The 26911-nt window shown below is 64.0% G+C and carries 21 protein-coding genes, 2 tRNA genes, 6 pseudogenes and 1 other annotated feature; of the genes and pseudogenes, 3 read left to right on the top strand and 26 right to left on the bottom strand.

Translation table 11 applies throughout. The annotated features are described in order from the left end of the window. Positions 1 to 7: 7 nt before the first annotated feature. Positions 8 to 1008: pseudogene (locus M9945_RS10570) on the bottom strand (IS3 family transposase); the annotation flags it as partial. Then, positions 611 to 727 (bottom strand) — a sequence feature (AL1L pseudoknot). Its footprint overlaps the pseudogene before it by 117 nt. Before the next feature lie 78 nt (positions 1009 to 1086). On the opposite strand from M9945_RS10570, the gene M9945_RS10565 reads away from it, so the two are divergent. Further along, on the top strand, positions 1087 to 1350 hold the full coding sequence (locus M9945_RS10565) for a hypothetical protein (RefSeq protein ID WP_367944455.1): 264 nt from the start codon (positions 1087 to 1089) through the stop codon (positions 1348 to 1350). A 537-nt stretch (positions 1351 to 1887) separates the two neighbouring features. Here M9945_RS10565 and M9945_RS10560 read toward each other — a convergent pair. The 7 genes from M9945_RS10560 to M9945_RS10530 all read right to left on the bottom strand — a co-directional run bounded on the left by M9945_RS10560 (position 1888) and on the right by M9945_RS10530 (position 11692). Then, positions 1888 to 2826 carry a zinc-binding dehydrogenase gene (locus M9945_RS10560; protein ID WP_367944454.1) on the bottom strand — a complete coding sequence of 313 codons (939 nt, stop codon included), beginning with the start codon at positions 2824 to 2826 and terminating at the stop codon, positions 1888 to 1890. Positions 2827 to 2939: 113 nt separating this feature from the next. Beyond that, complete coding sequence (locus M9945_RS10555; RefSeq protein WP_367944453.1) at positions 2940 to 4190, bottom strand: Zn-dependent hydrolase; 1251 nt, start codon at positions 4188 to 4190, stop codon at positions 2940 to 2942. Continuing rightward, the gene (locus tag M9945_RS10550) at positions 4190 to 5146 is read right to left on the bottom strand and encodes an ABC transporter permease (protein WP_367944452.1); all 957 of its coding nucleotides are present in this window, start codon (positions 5144 to 5146) and stop codon (positions 4190 to 4192) included. Before M9945_RS10550 ends, M9945_RS10555 begins: the two co-directional genes overlap by 1 nt. An 8-nt stretch (positions 5147 to 5154) precedes the next feature. Further along, complete coding sequence (locus M9945_RS10545) at positions 5155 to 6708, bottom strand: sugar ABC transporter ATP-binding protein (protein WP_367944451.1); 1554 nt, start codon at positions 6706 to 6708, stop codon at positions 5155 to 5157. Beyond that, positions 6705 to 7811 carry a sugar ABC transporter substrate-binding protein gene (locus M9945_RS10540; RefSeq protein ID WP_367944450.1) on the bottom strand — a complete coding sequence of 369 codons (1107 nt, stop codon included), beginning with the start codon at positions 7809 to 7811 and terminating at the stop codon, positions 6705 to 6707. The genes M9945_RS10545 and M9945_RS10540 overlap by 4 nt, the downstream gene beginning before the upstream one ends. Positions 7812 to 7853: 42 nt before the next feature. Continuing rightward, entirely contained in the window at positions 7854 to 9608 is a 1755-nt protein-coding gene (locus M9945_RS10535; RefSeq protein ID WP_367944449.1) for a hydantoinase B/oxoprolinase family protein, read from the bottom strand. An 11-nt stretch (positions 9609 to 9619) separates the two neighbouring features. Next, positions 9620 to 11692, bottom strand: a complete 2073-nt coding sequence (locus M9945_RS10530; RefSeq protein ID WP_367944448.1) for a hydantoinase/oxoprolinase family protein — start codon at positions 11690 to 11692, stop codon at positions 9620 to 9622. Positions 11693 to 11836: 144 nt separating this feature from the next. On the opposite strand from M9945_RS10530, the gene M9945_RS10525 reads away from it, so the two are divergent. Then, on the top strand, positions 11837 to 12328 hold the full coding sequence (locus M9945_RS10525; protein ID WP_367944447.1) for a MarR family winged helix-turn-helix transcriptional regulator: 492 nt from the start codon (positions 11837 to 11839) through the stop codon (positions 12326 to 12328). A 210-nt stretch (positions 12329 to 12538) separates the two neighbouring features. On the opposite strand, the pseudogene M9945_RS10520 reads toward M9945_RS10525, so the two are convergent. The 16 genes and pseudogenes from M9945_RS10520 to M9945_RS10445 all read right to left on the bottom strand — a co-directional run. Beyond that, positions 12539 to 12673, bottom strand: a pseudogene (locus tag M9945_RS10520) (transposase); the annotation flags it as partial. A 69-nt stretch (positions 12674 to 12742) separates the two neighbouring features. Continuing rightward, on the bottom strand, positions 12743 to 12901 hold the full coding sequence (locus tag M9945_RS10515; protein WP_367944815.1) for a hypothetical protein: 159 nt from the start codon (positions 12899 to 12901) through the stop codon (positions 12743 to 12745). A 369-nt stretch (positions 12902 to 13270) separates the two neighbouring features. Further along, positions 13271 to 13909: a transposase gene (locus M9945_RS10510; RefSeq protein ID WP_367944446.1), complete on the bottom strand. Its 639-nt coding sequence runs from the start codon at positions 13907 to 13909 to the stop codon at positions 13271 to 13273. Positions 13910 to 14007: 98 nt separating this feature from the next. Beyond that, a pseudogene (locus tag M9945_RS10505) lies at positions 14008 to 14645 on the bottom strand (IS5 family transposase). Positions 14646 to 14650: 5 nt separating this feature from the next. After that, positions 14651 to 14797: pseudogene (locus M9945_RS10500) on the bottom strand (DUF1403 family protein); the annotation flags it as partial. Continuing rightward, positions 14749 to 14928, bottom strand: a complete 180-nt coding sequence (locus M9945_RS10495) for a hypothetical protein (protein ID WP_367944833.1) — start codon at positions 14926 to 14928, stop codon at positions 14749 to 14751. The gene M9945_RS10495 and the pseudogene M9945_RS10500, both read right to left, overlap by 49 nt. 102 nt (positions 14929 to 15030) lie before the next feature. After that, positions 15031 to 15596 (bottom strand): annotated as a pseudogene (locus tag M9945_RS10490) (IS3 family transposase); the annotation flags it as partial. 235 nt (positions 15597 to 15831) lie between these two features. Continuing rightward, positions 15832 to 15921: transfer RNA gene (locus M9945_RS10485), tRNA-Ser, on the bottom strand. 196 nt (positions 15922 to 16117) lie between these two features. Next, positions 16118 to 16939, bottom strand: a complete 822-nt coding sequence (locus tag M9945_RS10480; protein WP_367944445.1) for an MBL fold metallo-hydrolase — start codon at positions 16937 to 16939, stop codon at positions 16118 to 16120. Continuing rightward, positions 16932 to 17714, bottom strand: coding sequence for a TatD family hydrolase (locus M9945_RS10475; protein ID WP_367944444.1), 783 nt, complete (start codon positions 17712 to 17714; stop codon positions 16932 to 16934). The genes M9945_RS10480 and M9945_RS10475 overlap by 8 nt, the downstream gene beginning before the upstream one ends. An 11-nt stretch (positions 17715 to 17725) precedes the next feature. Beyond that, a complete protein-coding gene (gene metG / locus M9945_RS10470) occupies positions 17726 to 19276 on the bottom strand; it encodes a methionine--tRNA ligase (protein ID WP_367944443.1) in 1551 nt (516 codons plus the stop codon). A 106-nt stretch (positions 19277 to 19382) separates the two neighbouring features. Beyond that, the gene (locus M9945_RS10465; protein ID WP_367944442.1) at positions 19383 to 20438 is read right to left on the bottom strand and encodes a DNA polymerase III subunit delta'; all 1056 of its coding nucleotides are present in this window, start codon (positions 20436 to 20438) and stop codon (positions 19383 to 19385) included. Then, positions 20435 to 21154 carry a dTMP kinase gene (tmk, locus tag M9945_RS10460; RefSeq protein WP_367944441.1) on the bottom strand — a complete coding sequence of 240 codons (720 nt, stop codon included), beginning with the start codon at positions 21152 to 21154 and terminating at the stop codon, positions 20435 to 20437. The genes M9945_RS10465 and tmk overlap by 4 nt, the downstream gene beginning before the upstream one ends. Positions 21155 to 21254: 100 nt before the next feature. Next, positions 21255 to 22385 (bottom strand): D-alanyl-D-alanine carboxypeptidase family protein, encoded by a 1131-nt coding sequence (locus M9945_RS10455; protein ID WP_367944814.1) that lies wholly within the window; start codon positions 22383 to 22385, stop codon positions 21255 to 21257. A 136-nt stretch (positions 22386 to 22521) separates the two neighbouring features. Continuing rightward, entirely contained in the window at positions 22522 to 23733 is a 1212-nt protein-coding gene (locus M9945_RS10450; RefSeq protein ID WP_367944440.1) for a septal ring lytic transglycosylase RlpA family protein, read from the bottom strand. A 278-nt stretch (positions 23734 to 24011) separates the two neighbouring features. Beyond that, positions 24012 to 24096 (bottom strand) — tRNA-Tyr (locus M9945_RS10445). A 186-nt stretch (positions 24097 to 24282) separates the two neighbouring features. Between M9945_RS10445 and M9945_RS10440 the strand changes: the two genes are divergently transcribed. Continuing rightward, positions 24283 to 25161 (top strand): TrmH family RNA methyltransferase, encoded by an 879-nt coding sequence (locus M9945_RS10440; RefSeq protein WP_367944439.1) that lies wholly within the window; start codon positions 24283 to 24285, stop codon positions 25159 to 25161. A 5-nt stretch (positions 25162 to 25166) separates the two neighbouring features. On the opposite strand, the gene M9945_RS10435 is transcribed toward M9945_RS10440, so the two are convergent. After that, a complete protein-coding gene (locus M9945_RS10435; RefSeq protein ID WP_367944438.1) occupies positions 25167 to 25343 on the bottom strand; it encodes a hypothetical protein in 177 nt (58 codons plus the stop codon). Between the two features lie 123 nt (positions 25344 to 25466). Continuing rightward, positions 25467 to 26896, bottom strand: a pseudogene (locus M9945_RS10430) (DUF4403 family protein). Between the last annotated feature and the right edge of the window lie 15 nt (positions 26897 to 26911).

Below are 26911 nucleotides of genomic sequence, written 5' to 3'. Positions count from 1 at the left end.
ACGGACAGCCAACGCTGCCGACCGAGGGTTCGATGCCTGCTTCGGCCAGCCGTTCGGTGTATTTGATGGACAGGTATTGCGATCCACGGTCCTAATGGTGGACCAGACCCATGCCCTTGGTGGGCCGGCGTTCGTGGACGGCCTGTTCGAGGGCATCCAGAACGAACCCGGCATGAGGAGAGGTGCTGACGCGCCAGCCGACAATCCTGCGGGCGTAGGCGTCGATAACGAAAGCCACATAGGCGAACCCTTTCCAGGTTGCGACATAGGTGAAATCCGACACCCACAGCATGTTCGGTGCGGGCACGCGGAACTGGCGGTTCACGCGGTCCAGTGGGCAAGGCAGCTTCTTGTCAGGGATCGTCGTCCGGTGTGGCTTGCCCCGGATAACACCTTGAATACCCATGACCCTCATCAGCCTGGCCACCGTGCAACGGGCCACGTCGAAGTCTTCCCGGCGCAATTGCCGCCAGATCTTGCGAGCGCCGTAGACCTGCCAGTTCTCTTCGAAGACCCGACGGATCTCAGGACGCAGAACCTCGTCCCGGCGCGCCCGATCCGACAACCGCGCCGGGTCGGTCCGCCTGGCCAGATGATCGTAATAGGTGGACGGGGCGATCGGCAGCACTGAGCAGATCGGCTCGACCCCGTGCGCATTCCGATGCGCATCGATGAAATCCACCATCACTTCGACCGGCGGTCGAGCTCCGCCATCGCAAAATACGCGCTGGCCTTGCGAAGGATCTCGTTCGCCTGGCGCAGTTCGCGGTTCTCGCGTTCCAAAGCCTTCATCCGTTCGGCCATCTCGCTGGAAACGCCCGCTCGCTTGCCGCTGTCGACCTCGGCCTTCTTGACCCACTCGTTCAGGGTGTGCCCAGAACAGCCGATCTTCGCTGAAATCGACATGATCGCCTGCCAACGCGAGCCATGCTGACCCTCGTTATCGAGGACCAGCCGGACCGCCCGCTCGCGCACTTCAGGGGAAAACTTGTTCGTCGTCTTGCTCATGATGCTCCATCCTACTCAGGAGTTGGAGCCTCCGGCAAACCCGGAGCGGTTCAACTGGCCCGACGTCTGGATCAGTTTGTGCTGCCCAGATGGAAGGCAGATGAGGAGTTCCAGGAACTTGTAACGGCGATCCTGCGCAGCCTGCCGCTCAGGCTGCCATCCTCTTTGTCAAGCCAAAGCCTACGGCACCTTTCTCGCCTCGGTGACGGCATCACAGCTCGCGTATTCGGGATACTCAACGAGCTCGCAATCGAGGCGATCCAGAATGGTATCGAGCGCATCACCGACGACAGCATTGAATCCTGGAGGCCAGCCTTGGAGAAGGAAGCAGCCTTCGCATAGCCGCCCAGACCCTTACACTTCAACTGAGACTCACTCGTCCTGAAACTCAATTGGAGTGTAACATTATTGCCAAAAACGCCCGAGTCCAAGATTGAAGTGTAAATCGACATCAGGGCCTGTACGCAGAACGGCCAATCTCAAACCAGATCTACAACCAGCTACCTGCCGCCATCACGCGCCGACAGCACCATTGTAAATCAGTGTGTCGATCTCCGTCTTCACCTTTGCCAGCGTTAGACTCGGATCCAAAATGTCGAATGCCTCGAAGCGGCCGCGAACTGAATTTCCGGAACGAGCGTATCCTGAAGGTTCGTCCGATCGATGTAAGAACCGGACCATCGACGCGGTCCGGCAAGATGTGATCGCGGCAGGCGGATCATCAATGCCCGCGGCGGGGTGCCGTATTGGCCTGGCTGCCGCAGTTGAGCGGACCGAGAATCGCTTACCTGTTCACGCCGGACGCCGCTTCAAATCAAGATGCGTTTCGGAGCTCGTACGGAATAGGCTGCGAAGAAGCATGTCAGACGCGCGGAGTTGCTACTCCCCAATTTGTAGCAGCAGCTTTCCAGAGACCTGTCTCGATTCAAGCTTTTCATACATTGCATGAACCTGATCCAGAGGGAACACGCCTTCAATCGGCACCTTAAGTGTGCCGTTCCGAACCAGCTGAAAGATCTCGTTCAGCCCACTTTTCCAAACCTCGGATCGGTGGTCGACGTGACCAAGGTGCATGCGGGTGAAGGTCAACGACTTACGCACGAGGCGTTCCCAAAGATTAGGAAACGGTTTGGCCTCAGCTTCTCCATAGCTCACCACGTGACCGAGTGGGCGGATTGCGTCGAAGCTGCGGTCCAGAATGCTGCCTCCTGTGGAATCGATAATCTTGTCCACCCCTTTACCATCAGTGAAGCTTAGCGTCGCCTGGACGAAATCCTCCTCATCGCGGTTCACGACACGGTCCGCGCCGAATTCGATCGGACGCTTCTCCTTCCCCCGAGTGCCAACCGTACCAATCACACGAGCTCCGGCAAGCTTTGCGAGCTGGGTCAGGTGGAGGCCGACCCCGCCCCCAATGGCGTGGATGAGAAGCACGTCCCCCGGTTTTGTCGAGCTAACATTGTGGAGCAGATGCCATGCCGTGAGTGCTTGTATGAAGAATGCCGCGGCGATATCGAAACTGATCCCGTCGGGCAGCTTAGTGATATGCCGCACTGGCAGGGCAGCATACTCCGCGAAGCCCCCAGCGTCCTCAGAGAAAGCGACAGCACGGTCGCCGATTTCGAAATCTACAACACCCTCACCCACCGCCGAGATCGTACCCGCCACTTCAAGTCCTGCGATCAAGGGGTAGCCCTTGGGGTGCGGATAAATGCCCCGACGCATCATGGTATCCGCAAAGTTACACCCGCCAAAGGCAACCTTCATGATCACCTCGCCGGGGCCAGGGCTCGGCTCGTCCACCGTCGTGACGACCATGCTTTCCCGCCCCTCGCTGGGCTGGTTCAAGAGTACCGCTCGCATTGGTCTTTCCTTTCTCGCTTCCGTATCAATCCGACTGAGCTCGGCGGTCGGGCCTGGACCGGGACATCCTATGCGGCAAGCTTCAAAACTGCATGCAACAGAACGTTCGTTCCGGCCGCGAGGCTTCCTGGTGACGCATATTCTTTCACGTTGTGGCTGATGCCGTCTCTGCACGGCACGAAGACCATTGCGGTCGGCGCTACCTTGGCCACGTTGGCCGCATCATGTAGGGCGCCACTTGCAATATGCCGGTACGAGTAGCTATGCTTGATCGCGCCATCCTCAAGTGCGGCAACACATCGCTTGTTGAACACCGTTGGTGCAACCGAGATGCGCTCTGTGATCTTCACCGCGCACCCCGCCGTTTCTCCGATCGTTTGACAGACCGCGCCACACTCCTCGCTTAGCTTCGCGAGGGTTCCAGCATCCGGATGCCGGATGTCGATCACGAAGCTCGCATGGCCCACAACCGTGCTTGGACCGTTAGTGGCCGTTCGCAGTTGGCCAACACTCACCCGAGCCGCAGAACCATAGCTACGACCAATTTCATTGAGGGCAACTAGCATGCGTGCGGCGGAAAGCAGCGCATCCTGCCGCTGATCCAGCGGTGTCGTTCCGGCATGTGCATCGTTGCCGATCACGTCGACATCGATCCAACGAAGCCCCTGGACGGTGGTGACGATCCCAATATCAAGCCCTTCTTGTTCCAAGATCGGACCCTGTTCGATATGCAGCTCAAGAAAAGCCTCAAGCGGCAACTTTTCCGAGCCATGGCCCAGCCAGCCACGTTCGCGCGCTTCCTGCTTGAAATAGGTCCCGTCGACCGACGTGAGCCCATCAAGTCGCTCATCGTCGATCAGGTCTGCGTACCAGGCAGAACCAAGCAAACCGGGTGCATAGCGGACCCCTTCCTCATTGGTCCAGTTCACCACCGCAAGCGGTGCCGCCGTTTGGATCCCCTCATCGTTGAGCGTTTCCACCACCTCCAGCGCGGCGAGAACCCCCGAGATTCCGTCGAAGCGTCCACCGTGCGGCTGGGTATCGAGATGGCTTCCCGAACCGACCGGCCGGCGCGTAGGATCGGTCCCCGGGCGAACGGCAAACATGTTTCCTGCCCCGTCGACCTGGACGTCGAGACCGGCCTGGCGGCACCATGAAGCAAGAAGCTCCCGCGCTTCGGCGTCTTCGGCGCTCATGGCGAGGCGGCATGAGCCGGTTTCCTCGATGGCGCCAATTCGCGCCATCTCCATGTGCCGGGACCAAAGCCGATCCGAGTTGATGCGAAGCAATTTATCGGATCTGTTTGCAGGATAGCTCATCAAAGGGTCCGTTCTTTTCGCCCGCTGACGAGCTGTGAAACCATGACGGCGAGCACCAGGGCACCGCCGTAGAAGAGGTCGTGGACAAAGGTACGGAAGCCGAGCACCGAAAGCCCATTGATCCCGGTCACCAAGAAATAAACGGCGATCACGGATCCCCAGGCGTTGAAGCGACCGGGCTTGATGCAGGTGGCGCCAAGAAAGGCAGCCGCAAAGGCGGGCAGCAGGAGGGTTGTACCCGAGGTGGGGTTCGCCGACCCCGTGGTTCCCGTGTACAGGATGCCCGCCAAAGCGCCGAGCATGCCGGAAACAACAAAGGCGGTGAGGCGCACGCGGTTGACCGCCACGCCGGTCAGACGCCCGACCTCGCGGCCGCGGCCCGTAAACAACAGCTGCTGACCGAACGCCGTGTAGGACAAGACGTACCAGACCAGCGCAGCCAGAACGATGGCGTAATAAAAGCTGACGGGGATGCCGAAAACGCGCTGGATGATGACATACTGCATCAGCACGCGAGACACGCCGCTGATCGTCTGGCTGTCGCTCATCCACAGCGTGATGCCGTGCAGGAAGGTGCCCACACCCAGAGTGACGATCAGCGAATGAACCCGGAAGTAAAGGGTGATCGCCCCGTTGATCATGCCGATCAGCGCCCCCGCAGCGAGCGCGATTGGGATGATGTAACCGATCGGCACGCCCATGCGTGCACTCAAGAGCGCGGTGAGCATCGATGTGAAGGTAAGCGTTTGTGCGATCGACAGGTCGAAGTCACCCGACGTGAGCGGGATGATCAAACCGAGTGTGACGATCACCAGCACGGCTTCGGAGCCGAAGATGCTGGAAAAATTCGACCACGTCAGAAACGTGTCCGGCTTCAAGCCGCCAAAGATCGCGATAACAAGCAGCCAGACAATAACGAGACCAAACCGCTCGAGCTGGTAACCCACATTAGCCATGATCGGCCTCAAGCATAGGCATGTGATTTGGCTTCCCCATAGCAGGCGGCTTCGATGCCGGCCTTTGTTACATCCTTGTCGCGGAGCTCGGCCTTGACCCGGCCGCGTTCGAACACGAGCACGCGGTGCGCGATCTGCTCGAGCTGCTCGAACTCTGACGTGGCGCAGATCACGGCCGCTCCGCCCGCGCAGGCCTCAAGCAGCCGCTCATAGATCTCGCGCCGTGCGCCGACATCAATCCCCTGCGTTGGCTCATCGAGGAGCACCAATTTCGGGTTCAACTGCAGCCATTTGGCCAGCAGGATCTTTTGTTGATTGCCGCCGGACAGATCCGACGCCGGTTGTTCCGGGCGTTCAGCCTTGACCACGAAGCGGCGCATGAGGTCCGCGGTTGTCTTCCGCCGCATCGAATGATCCAGCCAGAAGGAGCGGTCGCCCCGCGCGCTCATTGGCAGCATGGCATTCTCGGTTAGGCTGAGATCGAGTGCGAGACCGAGCTTTTGCCGGTCGGCGGGGATAAGCGCGACACCTGAGGCAATGGCATCAGCAGGCCTGTGACTACGCAGATCGTGCACACCATCGGAGGAAAGCTGCAGATGCCCCGCACCGGCGGGCTTGGCACCAGAAAGGAGATGCGGGACCTCGTCGTAACCGGAGCCGATCAACCCAGTGAGACCGAGGATCTCTCCCGGCGCCACCTCGAAATTGAGGCTCTTGACGATCTGGCCCGATAGCGACCGTACCACGGCTGCTGGAGCCCGGCCGGCAGGCACGTCCTGCACCAGCCGTTCTTGCGTCACGGCGCGGCCCACGATCGCTTCTACGATCTCCGCCCGGCTGGTGGACGCCGTTTCGAAGCTCGCGATCACATGGCCATCGCGCAGAACGGTGGCGCGCTCGGTGATTTCCATCACTTCATCGATGTCGTGGGAAACGAAGATAATGCTGACACCGGTCTCCTTCAGGCGACGCATCATGGCGAAAAGTTCCCGCACGCCCTCGATCGGCAGAAAGGGCGTCGGCTCGTCGAGCACAAGCAGGCCGGGCGAGGCATGTTTGCTGTGGGAGCCCACACGGTCGGCCGCACGAACAATCGCCAGTTGCGCCCGCTTTACCGGCGACAGCTCTGAAACCGGCATCCACGGGTCAATGTCGAGACCGTGCTGCTCGAACAGCTGCCGCGCGCGGGCAGCCTCCGCGCTCCAGTTGATAAACCACCCGCCGACGCGGTCATGGTCACCAGCAATGAGGTTCTCGAGAACACTCGCTTCCGGCAGCAGTCCGAGATTCTGGTGAACGAAGGCAAGTCCGATGCCTTCGCTTTGGCCGAGCGGGATCGGCAGCGTCACTGGCTTTCCGTCGACCATCAGGGCTCCCTCGTCCGGATTGTGATAGCCGGACAGGATCTTGATGAGCGTTGATTTACCGGAGCCGTTCTTGCCCAGGAGACCATGGATCTCGCCGGGCGCGACGGTCAAATTCGCTTGGGAAAGCGCATGAACGCCGCCGAACGACTTGGTCAGTCCCCTGACTTCAAGCCGATGAACGGGACCCGTTGTCACTGGGCCATCTGCCAAAGCTTGCGGTAGCCTTCAACATAGGCGTCCCCGTAGCCCTTCGCGGCGTCAGCCGGCTCGCCGACCTCAGAGATGTTTTCCGCCGTGAAGATGCGCAGCGGGACCTTGGAATCACGGATCGTTTCCTTTCCGCAAAGCAGCCGCATCTCCGCGTCGAGCATGGCGTGGGCGATCCAGTCAAGATTCTCGCCGATATCCATTTCAACGTCACCCGCCCGGATCAGGTCGAGCACGAAAGGCGTGCCGTTGAATGTGGCGACCTTCACCTGCTCCGTTCGCCCGGCGATGGCGATTGCCGGGGTCACGAAGCTCGACATGCTGTCGTAGATTGGGATGACGTAGTTGAGGTCGGCGTTCGCCTGCAGCGCTCCGGCAACCGTCGGCTGAACCTTGGTTGCCCATTCCACGATCGGAACGTTGACGATCTCGTATTTGCAGTCAGGGCAGCGCGTGTCGAAGGCTTCCTTCAGGCCGCTCACAATGGAGTCGGTGGACAACGCCTCGTTCGAAACAAGAACAAGCGCGTTGGTCTTCCCGCCGGTTTTCGCGATGGTCCAGTCGGCCATCAGTTCGCCGGCCTTGCGGTAGTCGATGGCAACCGCGGCATCGACTCCGGCCGGAGCGTCCTGTTCCAGGCCGGTGAGATGCGACGTCACCACCTTCACACCCTTGGCCTGAGTTTGCATGACCTGCGGCTCGAAGAAGCGTGGATCCGCACCCGCCAAAAGGCTCACCAGGCTGAAGCCGTTGTTGGAAGCGAATTCCATACCCTGGATATACTGGGTGGGATTGCCCTGGTTTTCCCATTCCATGTGCTCGAAGCCGAGCTGCTCGGCGATCTTGGTCTTGTGATCGCTGATGGTCTTGATGAACGGAATGGAACTGGATGCGGGGATCGTGAAGATCTTCTTGCCGGCCATGCAGGTCTTGGCGTCGAACGGCTCGCCAGGCGCCACGAAGTCCGGGATCTTGGAATAGTTCTGAATGTTCTGCTTGGATGCTTCCAAGCCTTCTTGGGCGGCAGCGGGCAGCAACGAGGCCAGCACCATCGCGGATGCCAAACCCATCATCTTTGTCGCGCGTTTCATCTCGTTCTCCTTTTGTGAGACGCGTTGGTTCCCATTTTTTTGTTATTGGCCGCGCAGCGCCTGCGTTGCGGCTTCGTCAACTACCTTGCCATTGATGGCAACGGCGTAGTCCGACCGGGCCGCTTCGGCATCGATCAGCCCGTCAAGTACATCCTCGAGCACAGCTTGCGGGCTGCGTTCGCGCGGATTTCCATAGCCACCGCCGCAAGGGCCATAAGCGATGATCCGGTCGCCGCGCGACAGCTGGCGGTATGGGATCTTGGACGGCAGATCCTCCACGCCGCCGCTTGCACGCGCCAGCTCGACCTTCGCAGGCGAACCATCCGCACCGCCCTGGAAGCCCCAGGGCTTAAAGCGCTGCCCATCACCTTCAACCGAAACAGCGCCATCTTCCAGAAGCTCGAAGGCGCGGATTGACCCGATGCCACCGCGCGAAGCGCCCGGACCTGCAACGTTTTCGCGCAGCTCGTAGCTCAGGACGCGCAGCGGCAGGTGAGACTCGATGTCCTCGATCGGATTGTTGCGCGTGTTTGCGTAAAGCGTATCGACCGCATCCATGCCGTCCTTGCCGAAGCGACCGCCGTAAGCGCCTTCCATGATCTCCATGTGAACCCAAGGAGCGCCCTGCGACACGCCGCTGAACGCCATGACGCGAAGGTTGCCGATGCCGGCGCTGACCTGTTGAGGCACAGCTGGCGCAATCGCCTTCATCACCGTGTCAGCCACAGCGTTGCCTGGGCAGAAGCGCGCGATCACCGGAGCCGGGAAGATTGGATTGGCGAGGCAGCCTTCCGGCGCAAAAATCGTGATCGGGCGCGTCAGACCGCTATTTTGCGGGATGTTGCCATAAACATCGCTGTCCAGAACAATCGAGCGCAGGGTCAGCCAGACCGCGCAGTCCACCGTGCCAACGAGCGGCATGTTGATCGGCTTGTGCGTGGTTTGCGGTGCAGTGCCGGTCAGGTCGACGTGAATGTCGGAGCCCGAAACCGTCAGCGTTACCTCGATCGGTAGCTCCTTGAGCGTCGGGTCGGGGCTGTCGAGATAGCCGTCGATGAAGGTCTTGGCGTTGTAGCGGCCGTCCGGAATGCTGGCGATGGCCTCCCGCATCAGGCGCTCGGAATAATCGAGAAGGTCCTCGTAAGCGCCGGTGACGGTTTCGACGCCATACTGGTCGAGCAGCGCCGAATAGCGATCGGCGCCGATCCGCGCGGCAGCAACCTGCGCTTCCATATCGCCGACAACCAGATCTGCGATGCGAATGTTGCTGCGCAGGATCTGCCAAACAGGCTCCACCTTGCGGCCGTCCTCGTAGACGCGAACGGCCTTGAACTGGAGGCCTTCCGCATAGGTGTCCACGGCATCGACGATGCCACAGCTGCCAGGCGTAAGCGCACCTATGTCGAGATGGTGCGCGGTGGTGACGGAGAAGCCGGCGAGTTCTCCCTTGTGGAAGATCGGCACAGCGAAGCCGACATCCGGCCCATGCGAAGCGCCGCCGTAGGGATCGTTGTGCATGAACACATCGCCCGGCTTCACCTTGTCGCCACGCTTTTCCAGCTCCCGAAGGATGCCGGAGATATAGCCAGGAATCGGGCCCGACTGGAGCGGCGTGCTCATCGTACATTCGCAAAGCTGGCGGCCAGTCGCGTCGGTCAACGCGGTGCCGAAATCTTCGCTTTCGCGGATGATGCTGGAATAGCTCATCCTCATGAGCTTGTGGCCCATCTCGAGTGCGATGTTTTCCAGCGCACCGTGAATAACTGCTGCAAGGAACGGATCGACGCGCGTTTGCATGGCTTTTCCCCTTACGCCTGATCGTTGCGCGTCATGCGCACATTGCCGTGCCGGTCTGCCCAATAGGTCCAGGCCGGCGGAACAACCGTTGTCGTATCGGTTTGCAGAAGGATGGCAGGACCGCTGAATTTGCGGTCGACCGGCAAGGACGTCCGCTCGATATGCGGCGTGTTGAAGCTTTGAAGTTCGCCATTGACGCGGAACGTGCAGCGTCCGGAGCCCACCTCGTTCGGTTCACCCTGGACGTTGTAGACCGGCGGCTCCGCCAGCTTCTCGACCTCGCCAAGCCCCCGCACCTTCACGGTGACGACCTCGATCGGGCTTGCTTCGAAGGAATGACCGTACTCCTCGCGGTGACGGTCATGGAAAGCCCGCCAAACCTGGTCCATCGCTTCGTCGGTGAGATTGCCCGCTGGGACGTCGATCTTCAGCTCATAGCCTTGACCGACATAACGAAGGTCGGCTTCACGCAGCATCCGCACCCGGTCGCCAGGGACCTTGTCGCGCGCGAATATCTCGCTGAGCTCGGCTTCCATGTCGTCAAACAAGTCCTGCAGGTGGTCGAGTTCGAGCGACCCCTTGACCGCAAAGGCCGTACGCAGGGCGTGGTATTCGAGATCTGCCGTCAAAAGGCCCACTGCCGAGGTAATGCCCGGATGGGGCGGGATCAGCACGTTGCGCATGCCAAGCATGGCCGCAACTTCCGCCGCATGCAGCGGTCCAGCGCCGCCGAAGCCGGCGAGCGTGAACTCGCGTGGGTCGATGCCCTTCTGAACGGTGCGCGAGCGGATTGCATTGGCCATGTTGCTGTTCAGGACGGTCAATGCGCCTTCGGACGTCTCTTCAGGCGTACGGCCGAGCTGCTTCGCAAGTTCTCCAATGACACGCGTGGAAGCTTCAGCGTCGAGCGACATCCTTCCGCCGAGGAAGTTGTCGGCGACCAGACGTCCGAGCACAAGATTGGCGTCAGTTGTCGTCGGAACGGTACCGCCGCGCCTGTAAGCGGCCGGACCGGGATCAGCCCCCGCGCTCTGCGGCCCAACACGGAAGGCGCTGCCACGGTCCAGGTGCGCGATGGAGCCGCCACCGGCGCCGATCGTATGAATGTCGATCATCGGCAGCATCACCGGGAAATCCGCGATGCTGGCACTACGCGCATCGGCTTCTGCCAGGCGGCCGTCGCGGATGATGCCGATATCAGCACTGGTACCACCGATGTCGAGCGTCACCAGCTTGCCCGTGCCGGCATGCTGGCCAACCCAGGCGCCGCCGCGCACACCCGCAACTAGACCCGAAAGCAGCGTGGTGGCCGGGCGCTGCGCGATCATCTCGGGTGTGGCAAGACCACCGGAGGAGGTCATGACGCGAAGTTCGCCCGTAACGCCCAATGCCCGCAGCTCATCGCGCAGATCGTCGATGTAGCGCTTTACCTTCGGCCCAATAAAAGCGGACATCGCCGCAGTCGTGAAGCGTTCGAATTCGCGAAACTGCGGCGAAACGTCCGCCGATGTGGTGACAAAGGCATCCGGTAGGATTTCGCGCACAATCTCAGCCGCGCGCTTTTCATGGGCAGGGTTCACATAGGAAAATAGGAAGCCGACCAGAACGGATTCGACGCCATCCGCGCCCAGTTCACGCGCTGCGGCGGCCACCGCCTCTTCGTCGAGCGCAACAAGCTCTTCGCCTTTGGCGTTCAGGCGACCCGCAACCGTCTTGCGATGACGGCGCTTAATTAGCGGCCGGCTCTGCCACGGCAGGTCCTGCATGATCGAGTAGTGCTGCGGGCGCTGATGCCGTCCGATGTGGATGATGTCGCGGAAACCTTCGTTGGTGATCATCCCGGTGACGGCGCCGCCATGCACCAGCATGGCGTTTGTGCCGACGGTGGTGCCATGGAACACCGCTTCAATCTTGGACGGCTCGACGCCTGCGATCTCGCAGATGTCTTTGACCCCGTTTACGACACCCAGTGACGAATTGGACGGTGTTGACGGGGTCTTGTGGATGGTCGTCGTCCCCTCACTCAGATTAGCAAGGATCAAGTCGGTGAAGGTTCCCCCGACGTCGACACCCAAAACGATCATACCTGCCTCCGAAATCATGTGAGGTGAGATTGATCCATTTGGATTAATCAGGCAAGTTGAATCCATCTGGATCGAAAAAAATTTTGCCCCATCGGGTGAGGTCGGGCAGAAGGTGCAACCGGTCGGCTGAAAGGATCGAAGGACATGCGGGCTGAAGAGCTGCTGAGCACGGTGCTCGACGGCGAGCTGAAGGAGCTGCTCGTCATCAGCTACATCGTCCTTGGCAACAACACCGTCACCGGCCGCTATATCGAACAACGCTTCGACATGCCGATCCATGCCTGGTCAGCACTTTACGCTGTGAAGATCTTCCCCGGGATCCGGGCCAAGGAAATTCGGCTTCTGCTGCCGCGTCCCCAAAATACCATCAGCCGCGCCGTGTCGCTTTTGGAGAGCCGCGGGCTGCTGGTACAAGAGGTTTCAGCCTCGGACGGGCGCGAGAAGTGCCTTCTCACCACGCCAACCGGCGAAGCGCTTCTCACCGAGATGATTGACGTGTCGCGGCGGCGTCAGGATGAATGGCTTGCTCCCCTGTCGCGGGAAGAGCGGGCCACCTTCTTCAATCTCGCACGCAAGATCGCGGAAGGGCCTACCCTTCTGAACTCGTCTGTCATGACTACAAGCGTCCCAAGGTGAGGTGCGGCGGACATGCAGTTCAAGGCCACTAAGAACGTCCGCTTCTTTGCAGGATTGAAGGGAAACTGCCCGTCCGCATTCCACCGCCTTATCTCATCATTCCGTTGGCCGAGGGGCGAATCATTGTCGGAAAAGCCTCAAAACGGATTAAGCGATTGAGACAACCAGAGGCTGTAGGGTCGGGCTGTATCTAGGTTCAGGACTCATTGCTCATAGCCAGAAGATGACAGTTGCGGCGAGAGCGATGGCTGAGAAGAAGGCCATTGGGCACCTGTCATAGCGTGTCGCGATACGCCGCCAGTCCTTGAGACGCCCGAACATGATCTCAATCCGATTGCGGCGTTTGGATGACGTCCCGCGGCGTGGTGTAGCTGGCGGCATTGGTCGCCGTGCTGTCCGGCATTGCCGGGCTGATCAGCGCGCCACTGCTGGCAGGCTGATGAGGGGATCATCGCTCAATTGTCCGACGCTTTCCAGCGTCATGTAGCGGGCGCGCTGAACGGCCCACTCATCGTTCTGTTCGAGCAGCAACGCACCGACGAGACGCACGATGGCGTCGTCGTTGGGGAAGATGCCGACGACATCGGTGCGCCGCTTGATCTCGTTGAGGGCGTTCGATCGAGGTTGGTGCTGTGCAGCTTGGCCGGTGCTCCTTCGGGAAGGTCATGGGCTGAGCACGTCGGGCTCGGCGTCGTCGAGATGGCGGCGAGCTTCGGCACCTTCGGTCGGATCTGGTCGGCGACGACGCCATTGGGCGCTGGCGGCTTCGGGCGTCTCCTGAGGCGAAGGCGGTGGCGATAAAGGCCGAGACGACGCGGCGACCGCTCTTGCCGTAAAGGGCCGAGGAACGTTCCTCTGAAGTGGACGCGGCAGCGCTGCCAGGTGGCCGAGAGCACCAGGTGACGGCCGCCTTCAGGCCCTCATGGGCATCCGAGACGAGCTTCACGCCACGCAGGCCACGGCGTCATTGCGCAGGAACTCGGTCCAGGGCTCGGCCTCCGAGGTGCCGATCTCCATGCCCAGCACCTCGCGTCGGCCGTCGGAGTTGACGCCGACGGCGATGATGACGGCGACGGAGACGATCCGCCCGCACGACGGACCTTCAGGTAGGTGGCGTCGATCCACAGGTAGGGCCAGTCGCCCTCGATCGGCCACTCGAGGAAGGCCTTCACCTTGCGTCGATCTCCTCGCACAGCCGACGACCTGACTTTCTTCGAGATCAGCCATGCCCATGGCCTTGACCAGGTCGTCGACCGACCGCGTCGAGATGCTGGACGCGGAAGCTCCTGGATGACGGCCGTCAGCGCCTTCGGCCGCGCGTCGCTCCAGGAAGCCTGGAAGCCGGATCCCTTCTCCAACTGGGATGCGCAGCTCGACGGTGCCGACCCCTCTCCCAGTCCCGGTGCGATAACCGTTGCTGGGCGGTCCGCCGTGGCGACTTCTCGCCCCAGGCGGCGCCGTTGCCGCGCCCACCTCCATCTCCATCAGCTTCTGGGCAGCAAAGCTGATCATCTCGCGCAGCAGATCGGCATCTGCGCTCTTCTCCACGAGCGCACGCAGGTTCATCATGTCGTCGGTCATCGGTGTTCCTTCCAGTGAGGACTTGGCTTCGACAACCAGACCATACCGGAAAGCGCCGATGACCACCGCGCTACCCAGCTACACCACCTCCGGGGACGTCACCGGCGTTTGTAGCGGCGCTTGTCATATTTGACGGCCTTGTTCCGGGATTTCCGACCGGGGATGCAGGGAGTGATGCCCTTCGCCTGTAAAGCGTCACGAAACCAGTCGGCATCATAGCCGCGGTCGGCCAGCAGCCATTTGGCCTTGGGAAGCTCGTCAAGCAAGGCGGCAGCGCCGGTATAATCGCTGACCTGACCGGCTGTTATGAAGAAACTGATTGGGCGACCATTCGCATCCGTTACGGCATGAAGCTTGGTGTTCATGCCGCCTTTCGTGCGTCCAATCAGGCGGCCCGCGCCCCCTTTTTTACCCGCAGGCTGGAAGCCGTGCGGTGTGCCTTCAGATAGGTCGCGTCGATCATGATCGTCTTGCTTTCTGGAGCGTCAGGGACAGCCAAGCCTTCCATCATCTGGATAAAGATACCCTTCTCACCCCAGCGCTTCCAACGATTATAAAGCGTCTTGGAGGGGCCGTATTCCTTCGGCGCATCGCACCACCTGAGCCCATTGCGGTTGACGAAGATGACCCGGTGCATCCATTCCCGCCAGCGCGCGTCGGGCGGCAGATGATGGAGTTCTGTATCGAACAGAACATCGTCGTCCCTGCCCCGTCGTTTGCGCGGCTCATCTGCCATGATCGTCACAGCCCATAGATGCGGAAGGTTGGTCGTCCGGACAGTTCTCGCACGGCGCCGAGTTCGACCAACCGGTCGAACAGACGGCGCAGCCCGCGGTCGCTCATGCCGGTTTCCTTGTCCCCTCGCGACACCACGAGTGCATCCTCGTTCTGCCAGCTCCGCAAAGCCGGTCTGCCTCCGCGTCCAACATCGCGTTCAACGCCTCTTCGACGGTGCCGCGAACCATCTCTCCCAGATGGTCCTTGATCCGGGCTTCGTCGATCCGGATCACGTTGCTCATCTTTTGCCATCGTCGTCATCAGTCATGCCATGCTCCCTTCAATCAGAATAAAGGGAACCGTCTCAACCTGAAAATGTGCGAAAGATTTTGTACGTTATCAGCCTGGTAGATCGGCGACAGACCGATCTTGCGCATCAGCCGCCGGACCCGCTTGCGGCCGACGCACCAACCTTGACGCCGTAGGTGCCGCGCCATCTGCCTGGAGCCATACCAGGGCATTTCCATGAAGGCCTCGTCGATGATGCGCATCAGTTCGAGGTTCTCCGGGCTCTCGCCGGCAGGCTGTCGATAGAACGACGCCCGCGAGATCGAGACCAGTTCGCACTGGCGGCAGATCGAGAGCCGGTTGTGATCGGGATCAATCATCATACTCCTCCGATCCAGGCTCAGCGATCGAAGGCTTTGGCCAAAAAATCCCGCTCAACGACGAGTTGGCCGATCTTGGCGTGCAGTTTCGTCACCTCGGCCTCCCGGCCGACCTGTGCATCCGCTGCCTTGTCGTCGAACGCCTTGGCCAGGTTCTCAATGGCCTGCCGTTTCCACTGGGTGATCTGGTTGGGATGAAGCTGGTGCTTCGTCGCCAGTTCCGAAATCGTCCGCTCGCCGCGGATCGCCTCAAGCGCAACCTTGGCCTTGAACTCGGCCGAGAACCGTCTGCGTGTCTTCATGCTGGATCGTCCTTTTCATCGGAAAATCCACCTTATGCCCCTGTCTCAAAAACCGGCACCACCTCAGACTGACGTTGATGTCAACGCGACTGCATATGCCACGCGTCCGCGTGCGGTCAAATGTTGGTGCCTGATTCCTTCACGATTTGTCGCGACCAAGCGCATTCCGTTTAGGCGGGAATGTTGGCGGGTGAACGCCAATTCTTCCGTTAAGTAATTGATATTATTGATGTTATGGCGGAGAGAGAGGGATTCGAACCCTCGATACGGTTTCCCGTATACACGCGTTCCAGGCGTGCGCCTTCAACCACTCGGCCACCTCTCCCGGTGCGCGCGGCGCTAAGGCCGCGCGAACACCGCATCCGTTTAGTCGATCCGCAACGCCGTGCCAAGCCGTCAGATGCGGCTTTCCGACAAACATTTCCGCCGGATCGAACGGCTTCCGCGCCCGGGAGCGGGTCCGCGTGCGACGGCTTTGGAAAGTGCGGAAAGCGCCGTGCGGAGCGGGCCTTGCCGTGCGACTACGATGCTTCCCCGAACGGCAGCTCCACGGTCAAGCCGTCATAGGCCGGCTCGACGTGGTCTGGGGTCTCGGCCATCACCGTGGCATAGTCGAGCGGGATGTGCATGTGGGTGAGGATCGCGCGCTTCGGGCCGAGATCGGCGATCTGCCCCAGCGCCTGCGCCAGCGAGAAATGGCTGGGATGCGGCCGGTATTGCAGCGCGTCGATGACGAGGAGGTCGAGGCCGGTCAGGCGCGCAGCGGTTTCGGCGGGAAAGTCGCTGACATCCGGGCAATAGGCCATGGGGCCGATGCGGAAGCCGAGGGTGATCGTGTCGCCGTGGATCTGCGGCAGCGGCTCGAAGGTGATCGGGCCGCCCTCCCCGTCTATTGCGAACGGCGCGCGATGGGTGATCTCGTGCGCCTCGGCGATGGGCGGATAGGCGCTGCCCGGCGGGGTCTCGAAGCAATAGCCGAACCCCTCGCGCAGCCTTGTCAGCGTCGCCTCGTCGGCGAAGACGTCGATGCGGCGGCGCTGGGCGAGGAAATAGCCGCGCAGATCGTCGATGCCGTGGATGTGGTCGGCATGGGCATGGGTGTAGACGACGCCGTCGAGATGCGTGACGCGCGCGTCAAGCATCTGGTCGCGGAAATCCGGCCCGGTGTCGATGGCGACGCGCGTCACCCCGCCATTCGTCGCGATGCGCTCGACGATGGCGGCGGCGCGGCGGCGGCGGTTCTTCGGATTTTCCGGGTCGCAAGCGCCCCAGTCGCCATTGATGCGCGGCGTGCCGGGCGACGAGCCGCAGCCGGTGATGATGAGGCGCAGCCGGTCAGCCATCGCGCGGCACCCGGGCGAACAGGCGGAAGAAGTTTTCCGTGGTCTGTCGCGCGATCTCGTCCGGCGAGACGCCAGCGCATTCGGCCAGCACCCGCGCCGTCTCCACCACGTGGGACGGTTCGTTGCGCTTGCCGCGCCATGGCTGCGGCGCGAGATAGGGCGCGTCGGTCTCGACCAGCAGCCGCTCGCGCGGCAGGTCACGGGCGATGTCGCGCAGGGCCTCGGACCGCTTGAAGGTCAGGATGCCGGAGAAGGAGACGTAGCCGCCGAGCGCGATGCCGGTCTCGGCCAGCGCGCGGCCGGAGGAGAAGCAATGCAGCAGGAAGGGAAACGCGCCTTCCTGCGTCTCCTCGGTGAGGATCGCCGCCATGTCGTCGTCGGCGTCGCGGGCATGGATGACGAGCGGCAGACCGGTGATGCGCGCCGCCGCGATGTGGGTGCGCAGGCCGGCGGCCTGCGCTTCGCGCGGGGCGTTGTCGTAGAAATAGTCGAGGCCGGCCTCGCCGATCGCCACCACCTTCGGGTGTTCGGCAAGACGCACGAGATCGTCGGCGGTGACGTCGAGCTCCTCGTCCGCATTGTGCGGATGGGTGCCGACCGAGCAGTAGACTTCCGGGTAGCGCTCGGCGATGGCCAGGATGTCGGCGAAGCGGCGCACCCGGGTCGAGATCGTCACCATGCGGCCGACGCCGGCGGCGAGCGCGCGCGCCACGATGGCGTCGCGCTCCTCCGCGAAATCGGGAAAGTCGAGGTGGCAGTGGCTGTCGACCAGCATGACCCTGTCCGTCAGCTCGCCGCTTCCTGCTCGACATAGCGCGGGAAGACGCCCTGCGGCGCCGGCAGCGGCGTGCCGGGTGTCAGCGCGTGCGCGTCGCCGACATGGGCGAAGCTGCGCGCGTCCTCCGGCACGGCGAGCAGATCGAGCAGCTTGCCGGCCGATTCCGGCACATAGGGCTGGACGAGGATGCCGACGCGGCGCACCGCCTCGGCCGTCACCCAAAGCACGGTCTCCATGCGCGCCGGGTCGGTCTTCTTCAGCGCCCACGGTTCCTGCCCGGCGAAGTAGCGGTTGGCCTCGGCGACGACGGCGAAGATGGCGGCAAGGCCGGTGTGGATGGCCTGCACCTTCATCGCCTCGCGCGCGGTCGCCAGCGCCTCCTCGGCCTGGTTGAGGATGGCAAGGTCGGCCGCCTGCAATTCGCCGTTCTGCGGCACGACGCCGCCGCAGTTCTTGGCGATCATCGACAGCGATCGCTGGGCGAGGTTGCCGAGATCGTTGGCGAGGTCGGCATTGGTGCGGTTGACGATGGCCTCGTGGCTATAGTTGCCGTCCTGGCCGAAGGGCACTTCGCGCAACAGGAAATAGCGCACCTGGTCGAGCCCGTAATGCTCGACCAGCGCGAACGGGTCGATGACGTTGCCGACCGACTTCGACATTTTCTCGCCGCGGTTGAAGACGAAGCCGTGGCCGAACACCCGCTTCGGCAGGGCGATGCCCGCCGACATCAGGAAAGCCGGCCAGTAGATGGCGTGAAAGCGGGTGATGTCCTTGCCGATGACGTGAAGGTCGGCCGGCCAGAACGGCCACAGCGGATCGTTCTCGTCGGGATAGCCGACGCCGGTGATGTAGTTGGTGAGCGCGTCGACCCAGACATACATCACATGCTTCTCATCGCCGGGGACGGGAATGCCCCAGTCGAAGGTGGTGCGCGAGACGGAAAGGTCCTTCAGGCCCGACCTGACGAAGCTGACGATCTCGTTGCGACGCTCGGCCGGGCCGATGAAGGCGGGGTTCTCCTCGTAGAGCGCGAGCAGCCTGTCGCCATAGGCGGACAGGCGGAAGAAGTAGCTTTCCTCCTCCACCCACTCGACCGGGGTGCCCTGCGGGCCGTAGCGCACGCCGTCGTCGCGGAGTTCCGTCTCCTCCTCGCCGTAATAGGCTTCGTCGCGCACCGAGTACCAGCCCGCATAGCCGCCCTTGTAGATGTCGCCATTGGCTTCCATCGCCTTCCAGATCGCCTGGCTGGAGCGATAGTGCCGCTCCTCGGTGGTGCGGATGAAATCGTCGTTCGAGGCGTTGAGCGCCACGGCCATGCGCTGGAACTCGGCCGCGTTGCGGTCGGCCAGCTCGCGCGGGGTGATGCCTTCCTTGCGCGCCGTCTGGTGCATCTTGATGCCGTGCTCGTCGGTGCCGGTCAGGAAATAAACCTCTTTCCCATCGAGCCGCTGGAAGCGGGCCAGCGCGTCGGTGGCGATCAGCTCGTAGGCGTGGCCGATATGCGGCTTGCCGTTCGGATAGGAAATGGCGGTGGTGATGTAATAGCGTTCGGCGGACATGGGAGACGTTTCCGGCGGTTGTCGAGTATCGGGCTTGAAATATGGCGGGTGGAATACCGTATCGGGGCGGCGATGGCTATCGGCGTTTTCTGCGGCTCTTGCGCTCCTATGCCTTCGCCGCCTGCCACATTCGCCTGAGCAGGCCCATGGCGTGCTGGCGCTTGTCGAGATTGTAGGTCTCTGTCTCGACGGTCAGTCGCTCCATCTCGCGCCACAGCTCGGACAGGCGCGCGGCGCCGGCAAGGTCGCCGGTCTCGCCGGCGTGGCGGGCCCAGCCGGAAACGCTGTCCAGCGCCGACTGGTTGAAGATCGAGAACTGCACGGTCGCATCGCGCCCGCCGACGGCCTCCGCCGCCCGCCACGCCTCGGCGACGGGAAAGGCGCGCTCGCCGAGGATGCGCGAGATCGCCTCGGCGATGTCCAGCCCGCCATAGCGCGTCAGGAGCAGCGCCTCGCGCACGCTTCCGCCGGCGCGCGCGGCCAGCGCAGCGCGCCCGGCCTCGGTTTCCGGGACGTCGGCCTCCAGCCGCTCGAGCACGGAAATCAGCGCCGGCGTCTCCAGCGGCTTCAGCCGCACCAGATGGCAGCGCGAGCGGATCGTCGGCAGCAGCCCGCCCGGCGAATGGGCGATCAGCACGAACTGGGTGCGCGGCGGCGGCTCCTCGAGATTCTTCAGCAGCGCGTTGGCGGCGTTGGCGTTCATGTCGTCGGCCGGGTCGACGATGACGACGCGCCAGCTCCCGTCATGCGAGGTCATCGACAGGAAGCGGCCGATGCGCCGGATCTCGTCGACGGTGACGGCCGACTTGAAGGCCTTCGTCTTCTCGTTGAGCGGCCGCGTCAGGTGAAGCACCGAGGGATGCGCGCCCTGCGCGATCTGGCGGAACAGCGGCAAGTCCGGGTCGCGCGGGGCAAGGCCCTCCGGGGCTTCCCCGGCGTGCGGATAGCGCAAAAGATGCTCGGCGAGGTGGAAGGCGAAGGTCGCCTTGCCGATGCCGGACGGGCCGGCGAGCAGCAGCGCGTGGTGCAGCCGCCCGGCGCGATAGGCGGCGGCGACATGCGCGCCCGCCTCGTCATGCCCGGCGAGGAACGGGTTCTCGGCCGGCTCGGCGATGTCGGGGATGGTGTCGAACTGCTCGGGCGCGAGACGGGTGAAGCTCATGCCGGCTTGCCCTCCCCGCTGCCGGCCTGCCCCTGCCCGTTCCGCTCCGGCCGCCATCGTGCCCGCGCGCCCGTTTCAAGACGCCGCTCGATCAGCGCATGCACCGCCTTGACGATGGCGGTGGCGACCTTCGCCGGAGCGCGGGCCGCGTCGATCACCACGCAGCGGCCGGGCTCGGCCCGGGCAATCTCCAGGAACGCCTCGCGGCGGCGGCGATGAATAGCCAGCGCCTCCTTCTCGAAGCGGTCGGCGGCCTCGTCGCCGCGCCGCTTGGCGGCGCGCCTCATCCCCTCCTCGGGGTCGAGGTCGAGCACCACGGTGAGATCCGGCATCATGCCGGCGACCGTGACCGTCTCCAGCGCCTGCATGAAGGCGGGCTCGAGATTGCCGGTGACGCCCTGATAGACGCGGCTCGAATCGACGAAGCGGTCGCACAGCACGATGGCGCCGCGCGCGACGGCCGGGCGGATCACCTGGTCGATATGGTCGGCACGGGCGGCGGCGAACAGGATCGCCTCCATCGCCGGGCCGAACGGCTCGGCCGCGCCGGAGAGGATGACGTGGCGCACCGCCTCGGCCCCGGGCGAGCCGCCCGGCTCGCGGGTGACGACGACCTCGTGCCCCATCTCGCGCAGGCTCGTTGCCAGCCGCGCGATCTGGGTCGATTTGCCGGCGCCCTCGCCGCCCTCGAAAGTGATGAAGATGCCGCGCGCCACGCCAGCCTTTCGCCAAGCCTGATTCCGATGGATCCGATGCCTTCAAATAGGCGAGGCAGGTTGAAAAAGCCACGGCCGGCCGGCATGTCCGCCGCTGCGGTCAGCGCAGCCAGCCGATCAGCAGTTCCTCGACCGCGTCGAGCGCGCGCTGGTGGATCTTGCCGGTGCCGACGCTCTCGGCGGCGTAGAGCGGCGTTTCCTGGCTCATCGTGTCGCCGATCCAGACCTTGAGCGCGCCGATCGGAGTACCCTCCTCGACCGGGGCGACCACCGGCCCCTGATAGACGATGCGGGCGACCAGCCTGTCGCGGTTGGCGACGGGAACGAAGATCGCCACCGGCCCGGCCGCGCGCAGCGCGACGCCGGACTTTTCCCCGCCATAGGCCTTGGCCTCGCCCACCACCTCGCCGGCGGCGTAGATCTCCAGCCGGTCGAAGCCGCGCATGCCCCATTCGATCAGCCGGCGCGCTTCCTCGGCGCGCTGGGCGTCGCTCTCCATGCCGCTCATGGCGATGAAGACGCGCCGGCCGTCGCGCGCGGCCGAGCCGACGATGGCGAAGCCCGAGGCTTCCGTGAAGCCGGCCGCCAGCCCGTCCGCGCCGATGTTGAGCGCCAGCAGCGGGTTGCGGTTGCGCTGGAATATCTTGTTCCAGGTGAAGTCGGGCTGCGAATAGTGTTTGTAGAATTCGGGATATTCGCGCCACAGATGGGTGGCGAGCGCGACCAGCTCGCGCGCGGTGACGGACTGGCCCTCGGCCGGCAGGCCGGTCGAGTTCCGGAACACCGATTTCGTCAGGCCGAGCTCGCGGGCGCGCTCGTTCATCAGCTCGGCGAAATTCGCCTCCGAGCCGGCCATGCCCTCGGCGAGGATGATGCAGCCGTCATTGGCCGACTGGACGATGACGCCCTGGATCAGGTCCTCGACGCGGATCAGGGAATTGAGCGCCGCGAACATGGTCGAGGTGCGCGACGGCGCGCCGCCGGTGCGCCAGGCGTATTCGGAGACCGGGAACTCGGTGTCGAGCGACAGCTTGCCGGTGCGGATGGCGTTGAACACCACCTCCATCGTCATCAGCTTGGCGAGCGAGGCGGGCGGGAACGGCGCGTCGGGGTCCTTCGAATAGAGCACGGTGCCGGTTTCGGCATCGATCATGAAGGCCTGGCTGGCCTTCGTCTCGAAAAGCTGCGCCTGCGCCCACGCCGAAGGCGCGGCGAGCACGGCCACGAGCATGATGAAGGCCGCGGACGCCCGGCCCGGAAGCGATGGAAACAGCATGCGCGACGACCCCGGAAAAACCCTGCCCCTCTTTAAACCAAGGGTAGCAGCGCGGCAGCGCCCGGTTCAACCCCGCGAGGGAGGAAACGGCCTATTCGCGCACGGGCATGGCGTCGGCCGCGCCGGCCGCCCACGCCGCCTGGAGCGCGTCGTCCAGCGAGCGCCCCGAGGCGGGATGGAGGTTGAGGGTGAAGGCCTCGCCGCGCCAGTCGGTCTCGATCTCGACCCGCCCGGCTTCGCCGAGGCGCGCGGCCAGTGCTTGAGCCTCGGCCTCGTCGGCATAGGTGCCGACCGCGACATAGCCGGCGGATGAAGCCGGCGCGGCCTTCGCCGCATCGGCATAGCGCCGGTTCAGCGCCGCGACCAGCGCATCGGTGCCCGGATCGGCGAAATCGGTGACGGCCTGCGCCGCCTGCTGCACACGCGCGTCGGCATAGGAAAGCGCCGGCGAGGACACCCGGCCGCCTTTCGAAGCGAGGCTCACGGGACGCTCCGGCACGTAGGGGCCGAAATCGGGCAGGACGAGATCGACGCTCGCTACCTCGAAGGGAACCGCCGCGCGCGGCTGGATGGGGAACGGAATGCCGGCCCCGGCCGCGACGGCTTGCGTCGGCGTCGGCCCGTTCATGGCGATCATCACGCCGGAGGGCATGCCGTCGGACGGATCGGGCGCGCGGCCGCCCGGGCGATAGGAGGCCACCAGGAACTCGTCGTCGCGGCCGTGCAGCGGCGCGCGGCCGACATATTCGACCTCGACCTTGGCGACGCCGCTATGGGTGTAGTCGAGCAGCTCGGCGGCGCGGCGCGACAGATCGATGACCCGGCCATGCGCGAACGGACCGCGATCGTTGACGCGCACGATGACCGAATTGCCGTTCTTGGTGTTGGTGACGCGGGCGTAGCTCGGCAGCGGCATCGTCGGATGCGCGGCCGTCAGGTGCGTCATGTCGTAGATTTCGCCGTTGGCGGTAAGCCGGCCATGGAAGGCGTCGCCGTACCAGGAGGCGACGCCGGTCTTGCGGTAGCCCGGCTCCTCCTTGGGGTGATACCACTTGCCCTTGACCATGTAGGGCTTGCCGACCTGCTCGCGGCCGCCGCCGCGCGGCAGGCGCGTGCGCAGGTTGCTGACGCGCGGGCTCGCCTTCACGCCATACTCGCGCTCGGAGAAATATTCCTTGCTGCGGGTCTTGCCGCCGGCCACCTTGGGCGACGGCGTCGAGCAGGCCGCGAGGGCCAGCACCGAAATCGACATGACGAGAAGGCCCGTGCCGCGGCCGGTCAGCCTGAAAGGCGCAATCCTCATGCGTCCCCTGTCCCCACTACCGTTTCCGGCATCGAAACGCGACGCCGCGGAAACCACTCGAAACACGCTACTCACACGCTGCCGGCATCCTGATGCGCAATCGCCGGCACGACACCAACTGCGCAGGAAATCGTTGTAACTATGTTAAGCAATTGCGGCAGGATGCGGGCATGATTGTGTCGGGCCGCGCGGCAGTCTCGTGAAACGGATCGGGAAGGAAGGAAACGGCCCGTCGCTTGCGACAAAAACCGCCGTCATGCTCGCTTGGCTCTGGGCAGTGGTGGAGGAGGTTGGATTCGAACCAACGTAGGCTGAGCCAACGGATTTACAGTCCGTCCCCTTTAACCACTCGGGCACTCCTCCGTACTGCCGGAGCCATGCTGCGAGGCTGGCCGTGCGCCTGCCGCCCGAAGGCAGCCGGCGAACCGCGTGGGCCTTATGGCGGGCCGGCCTTTTCCTGTCAACCGGGGTTCTGGCCGATTTTCAGGGTTTATCGAAGATGCCGGCAAAGCCGTATCCAGCCGCCGATATCGCGGCTATATCAGCGACATGAGCGACGACAGAAAAAACGGCACCCCGAAAGACAGCCACTATGCGCGCCTGCGCCGCGCCCATCGACGTACGGAGGGGCGCGCCGACGAAGGCGAGCGCCCGGCCGTCAAGCCGCGCCCGCGTCCCGGCCAGCACCAGGCCGTGCCCGCGCCCGAGGGACAGGTGCGGCTCTACGGGCTGCATACGGTGCGCGCCGCGCTCGACAATCCCGCCCGCCGGATCGGCCGCATGCTGGCGACGCGCAACGCGCTTTCCCGTCTCGGCATCGAGGAGCCGTCGAGGCTCCCCTTCCTGGTCGAGATCGTCGAGCCGCGCGACATCGACCGCATCCTCGGGCCGGAGGCCGTGCATCAGGGCGCGATGATCGAGACGGCCCCGCTGAAGCCGAAGCGGCTTTCGGCGCTCACCGACACGCCGCTCATCCTCGTGCTCGACCAGGTCACCGACCCGCACAATGTCGGCGCGATCCTGCGCTCGGGCGTCGCCTTCGGCGCGGGCGCGCTCGTCACGACATCCCGCCACAGCCCGGCCGAAACCGGCGTGCTGGCCAAGGCCGCCTCCGGCGCGCTCGAGCACATCGACCTGATCGAGGTGCGCAACCTCGCCGAGGCGCTGGACGAGCTGCACGCGGCCGGCTTCGAGACGATCGGCCTCGATTCGGAAGGGCCGGCGGAACTCGAGGCGACGTTCGCCGGCGGCCGGATCGCGCTCGTTCTCGGCGCGGAAGGCAAGGGCCTGCGCCAGAAGACGCGCGCCACCGTCACCGCCCTCGCACGGCTCGACATGCCGGGCGCGATCCGCTCGCTCAACGTGTCGAACGCCGCGGCGATCGCCCTCTACGCCGCGCGGCGCCATCTCGCCGCCGGCGGGAAATAACCGTTTCAGCCGAGGCCGCCGATCCCGGTGGCGTGATGAAGATAGAAGGCGAGCGCGACGAAGCCGGCGGCGAAGGCGACGCCGCGCCAGTCCGTGTCCGCCCGCCCGATCTCGCGGACGAGCCGCAGGGCCAGCCACACGGCGGCGAAAAACATCAGCACGACAAGAACGACACGGATCATTCGCGCCTCCCGATCCCGGACCATTTCATGAGGGATATGGGGGCGAAGGATGGCGAATTGAAGAACCCGCGCGCGATCATCGCAAGGACGGCCGCACGCGCCTTCAGGCGGGCGAAATGCCCGTCAAAGCCTGATTTCGTCGAGGAAGGCGTCCCACTTCGCCTTCAGCAGCCCTTCCACGGCGAGCGCCTCCTCCTCGGCGACGATCCGCCCGACGCCGATATCCGCGTGTTCGAGCTGAAAGCGCACTCCGCCCGTCCGCGCCGGATCGGACACGGCCTCGGTTATCCCTGCCACCGCCCGGTCGGCATCGGGCGACAGGTCGTAGCGGGCCGCCGCTTCCAGCTGGTCGTGGATGACGTCCCTGAACGCCGCGGTAAGGACGCTCCACAGCGCGCTGTCGACCTGCCGCGAGACCTCGACATCCTCCAGCCGGACGATCTTGCCGTCGCCCTCGACGACGGGTCGCGCCGTCACCCACACCATTCCTTTGGCGTCGAAGATGCGCCATGGGATGTCGGTCGAGAAGGCGACGCCGACGGCGAGCCGGTCGCCGCTCGGATAGATGTCGAGATCGTGGACCTCGAAGCGGGCGTCGCCGCTGGTCAGCGGCTTCCGGCGAGCTCCTTCATCGCCTCGGCCTTCAGCAGGCCGTAGGGAACCTTGAGCGGCACCGCCAGCGAAAGCTCGCCCTGCCCGGCCGAAACCGTCTCGTGGACAGGAAGCTCGCCCATGGCCTCCTCGCTGCCCTTTTCGGCGGCTAGAACCGCCTTCGCCGCCATGCGGGCCACCAGCCGCACCCCGGCATCCTCGGCCAGCAGGCCCGACGTGCCGAGCCCGGTCGGCTCGACATTGACGAAGAGCGGCGGCATGTCGTCGATGGCGAGCGGGAACGCATAGTGCCGCCACGCTTTCGCCAGTTCCTGCCGGACCGGATCGCACGGGATCGCGCCGCCCGCCTCGGCCAGCGCCTTGCGCAGCGCTTCCCTTATCGGCCCGTTGGCGTGACGCCCGACCTCGAGGTTCCACGGCCCGACGCTGAAGCCGATGCCGAGAATCCTGAATCCCGTGCGGCCTATCAATTGGACGCGGCCCTCGTTCGTCCAGTGGAACGTGACCTCGCCGGGCGTGAGGACAGGGCAGAAACGCTCGTCGAGGCTCAGCGCCGCCGATGCGGACACCTCGAACGCGCCATCGAAACGCTTCGCACTGAGGCTGAGCAACCTTGCGATTTCGCCGTCGAAGCCCGCCGTGCCGGCAAACCGGCCCGGCACCGTCACCTTCAGCATGGACCCGGCGCGCCCGACGGCAATGTCGCCGTTGCGGCCGTATTCGACCGACCAGTTTACCGTCAGGCATTCCTTGAACTTCGGAAAACTGTTGCTGACGCATCTGATCTCTTCCGAGCCGTTCTGCGTGCCCGAGACATCGTCGATGGCCTGGTTGAGCGCCTGCGCGATCACCGGATAGCCGACGGTGAGGTTGGCCAAGACGACGCTTTCCGAAGCCTCGAGCGGCACGGAACCCGCCTGATGCGGCGGCTTCTGCGACATGGCCGTCTCGGCGGA

It is taken from the genome of Aquamicrobium sp. (genome assembly GCF_023954335.1).
GTDB lineage: Bacteria > Pseudomonadota > Alphaproteobacteria > Rhizobiales > Rhizobiaceae > Aerobium.
This window is presented reverse-complemented; position numbering and strand designations above follow the sequence as displayed.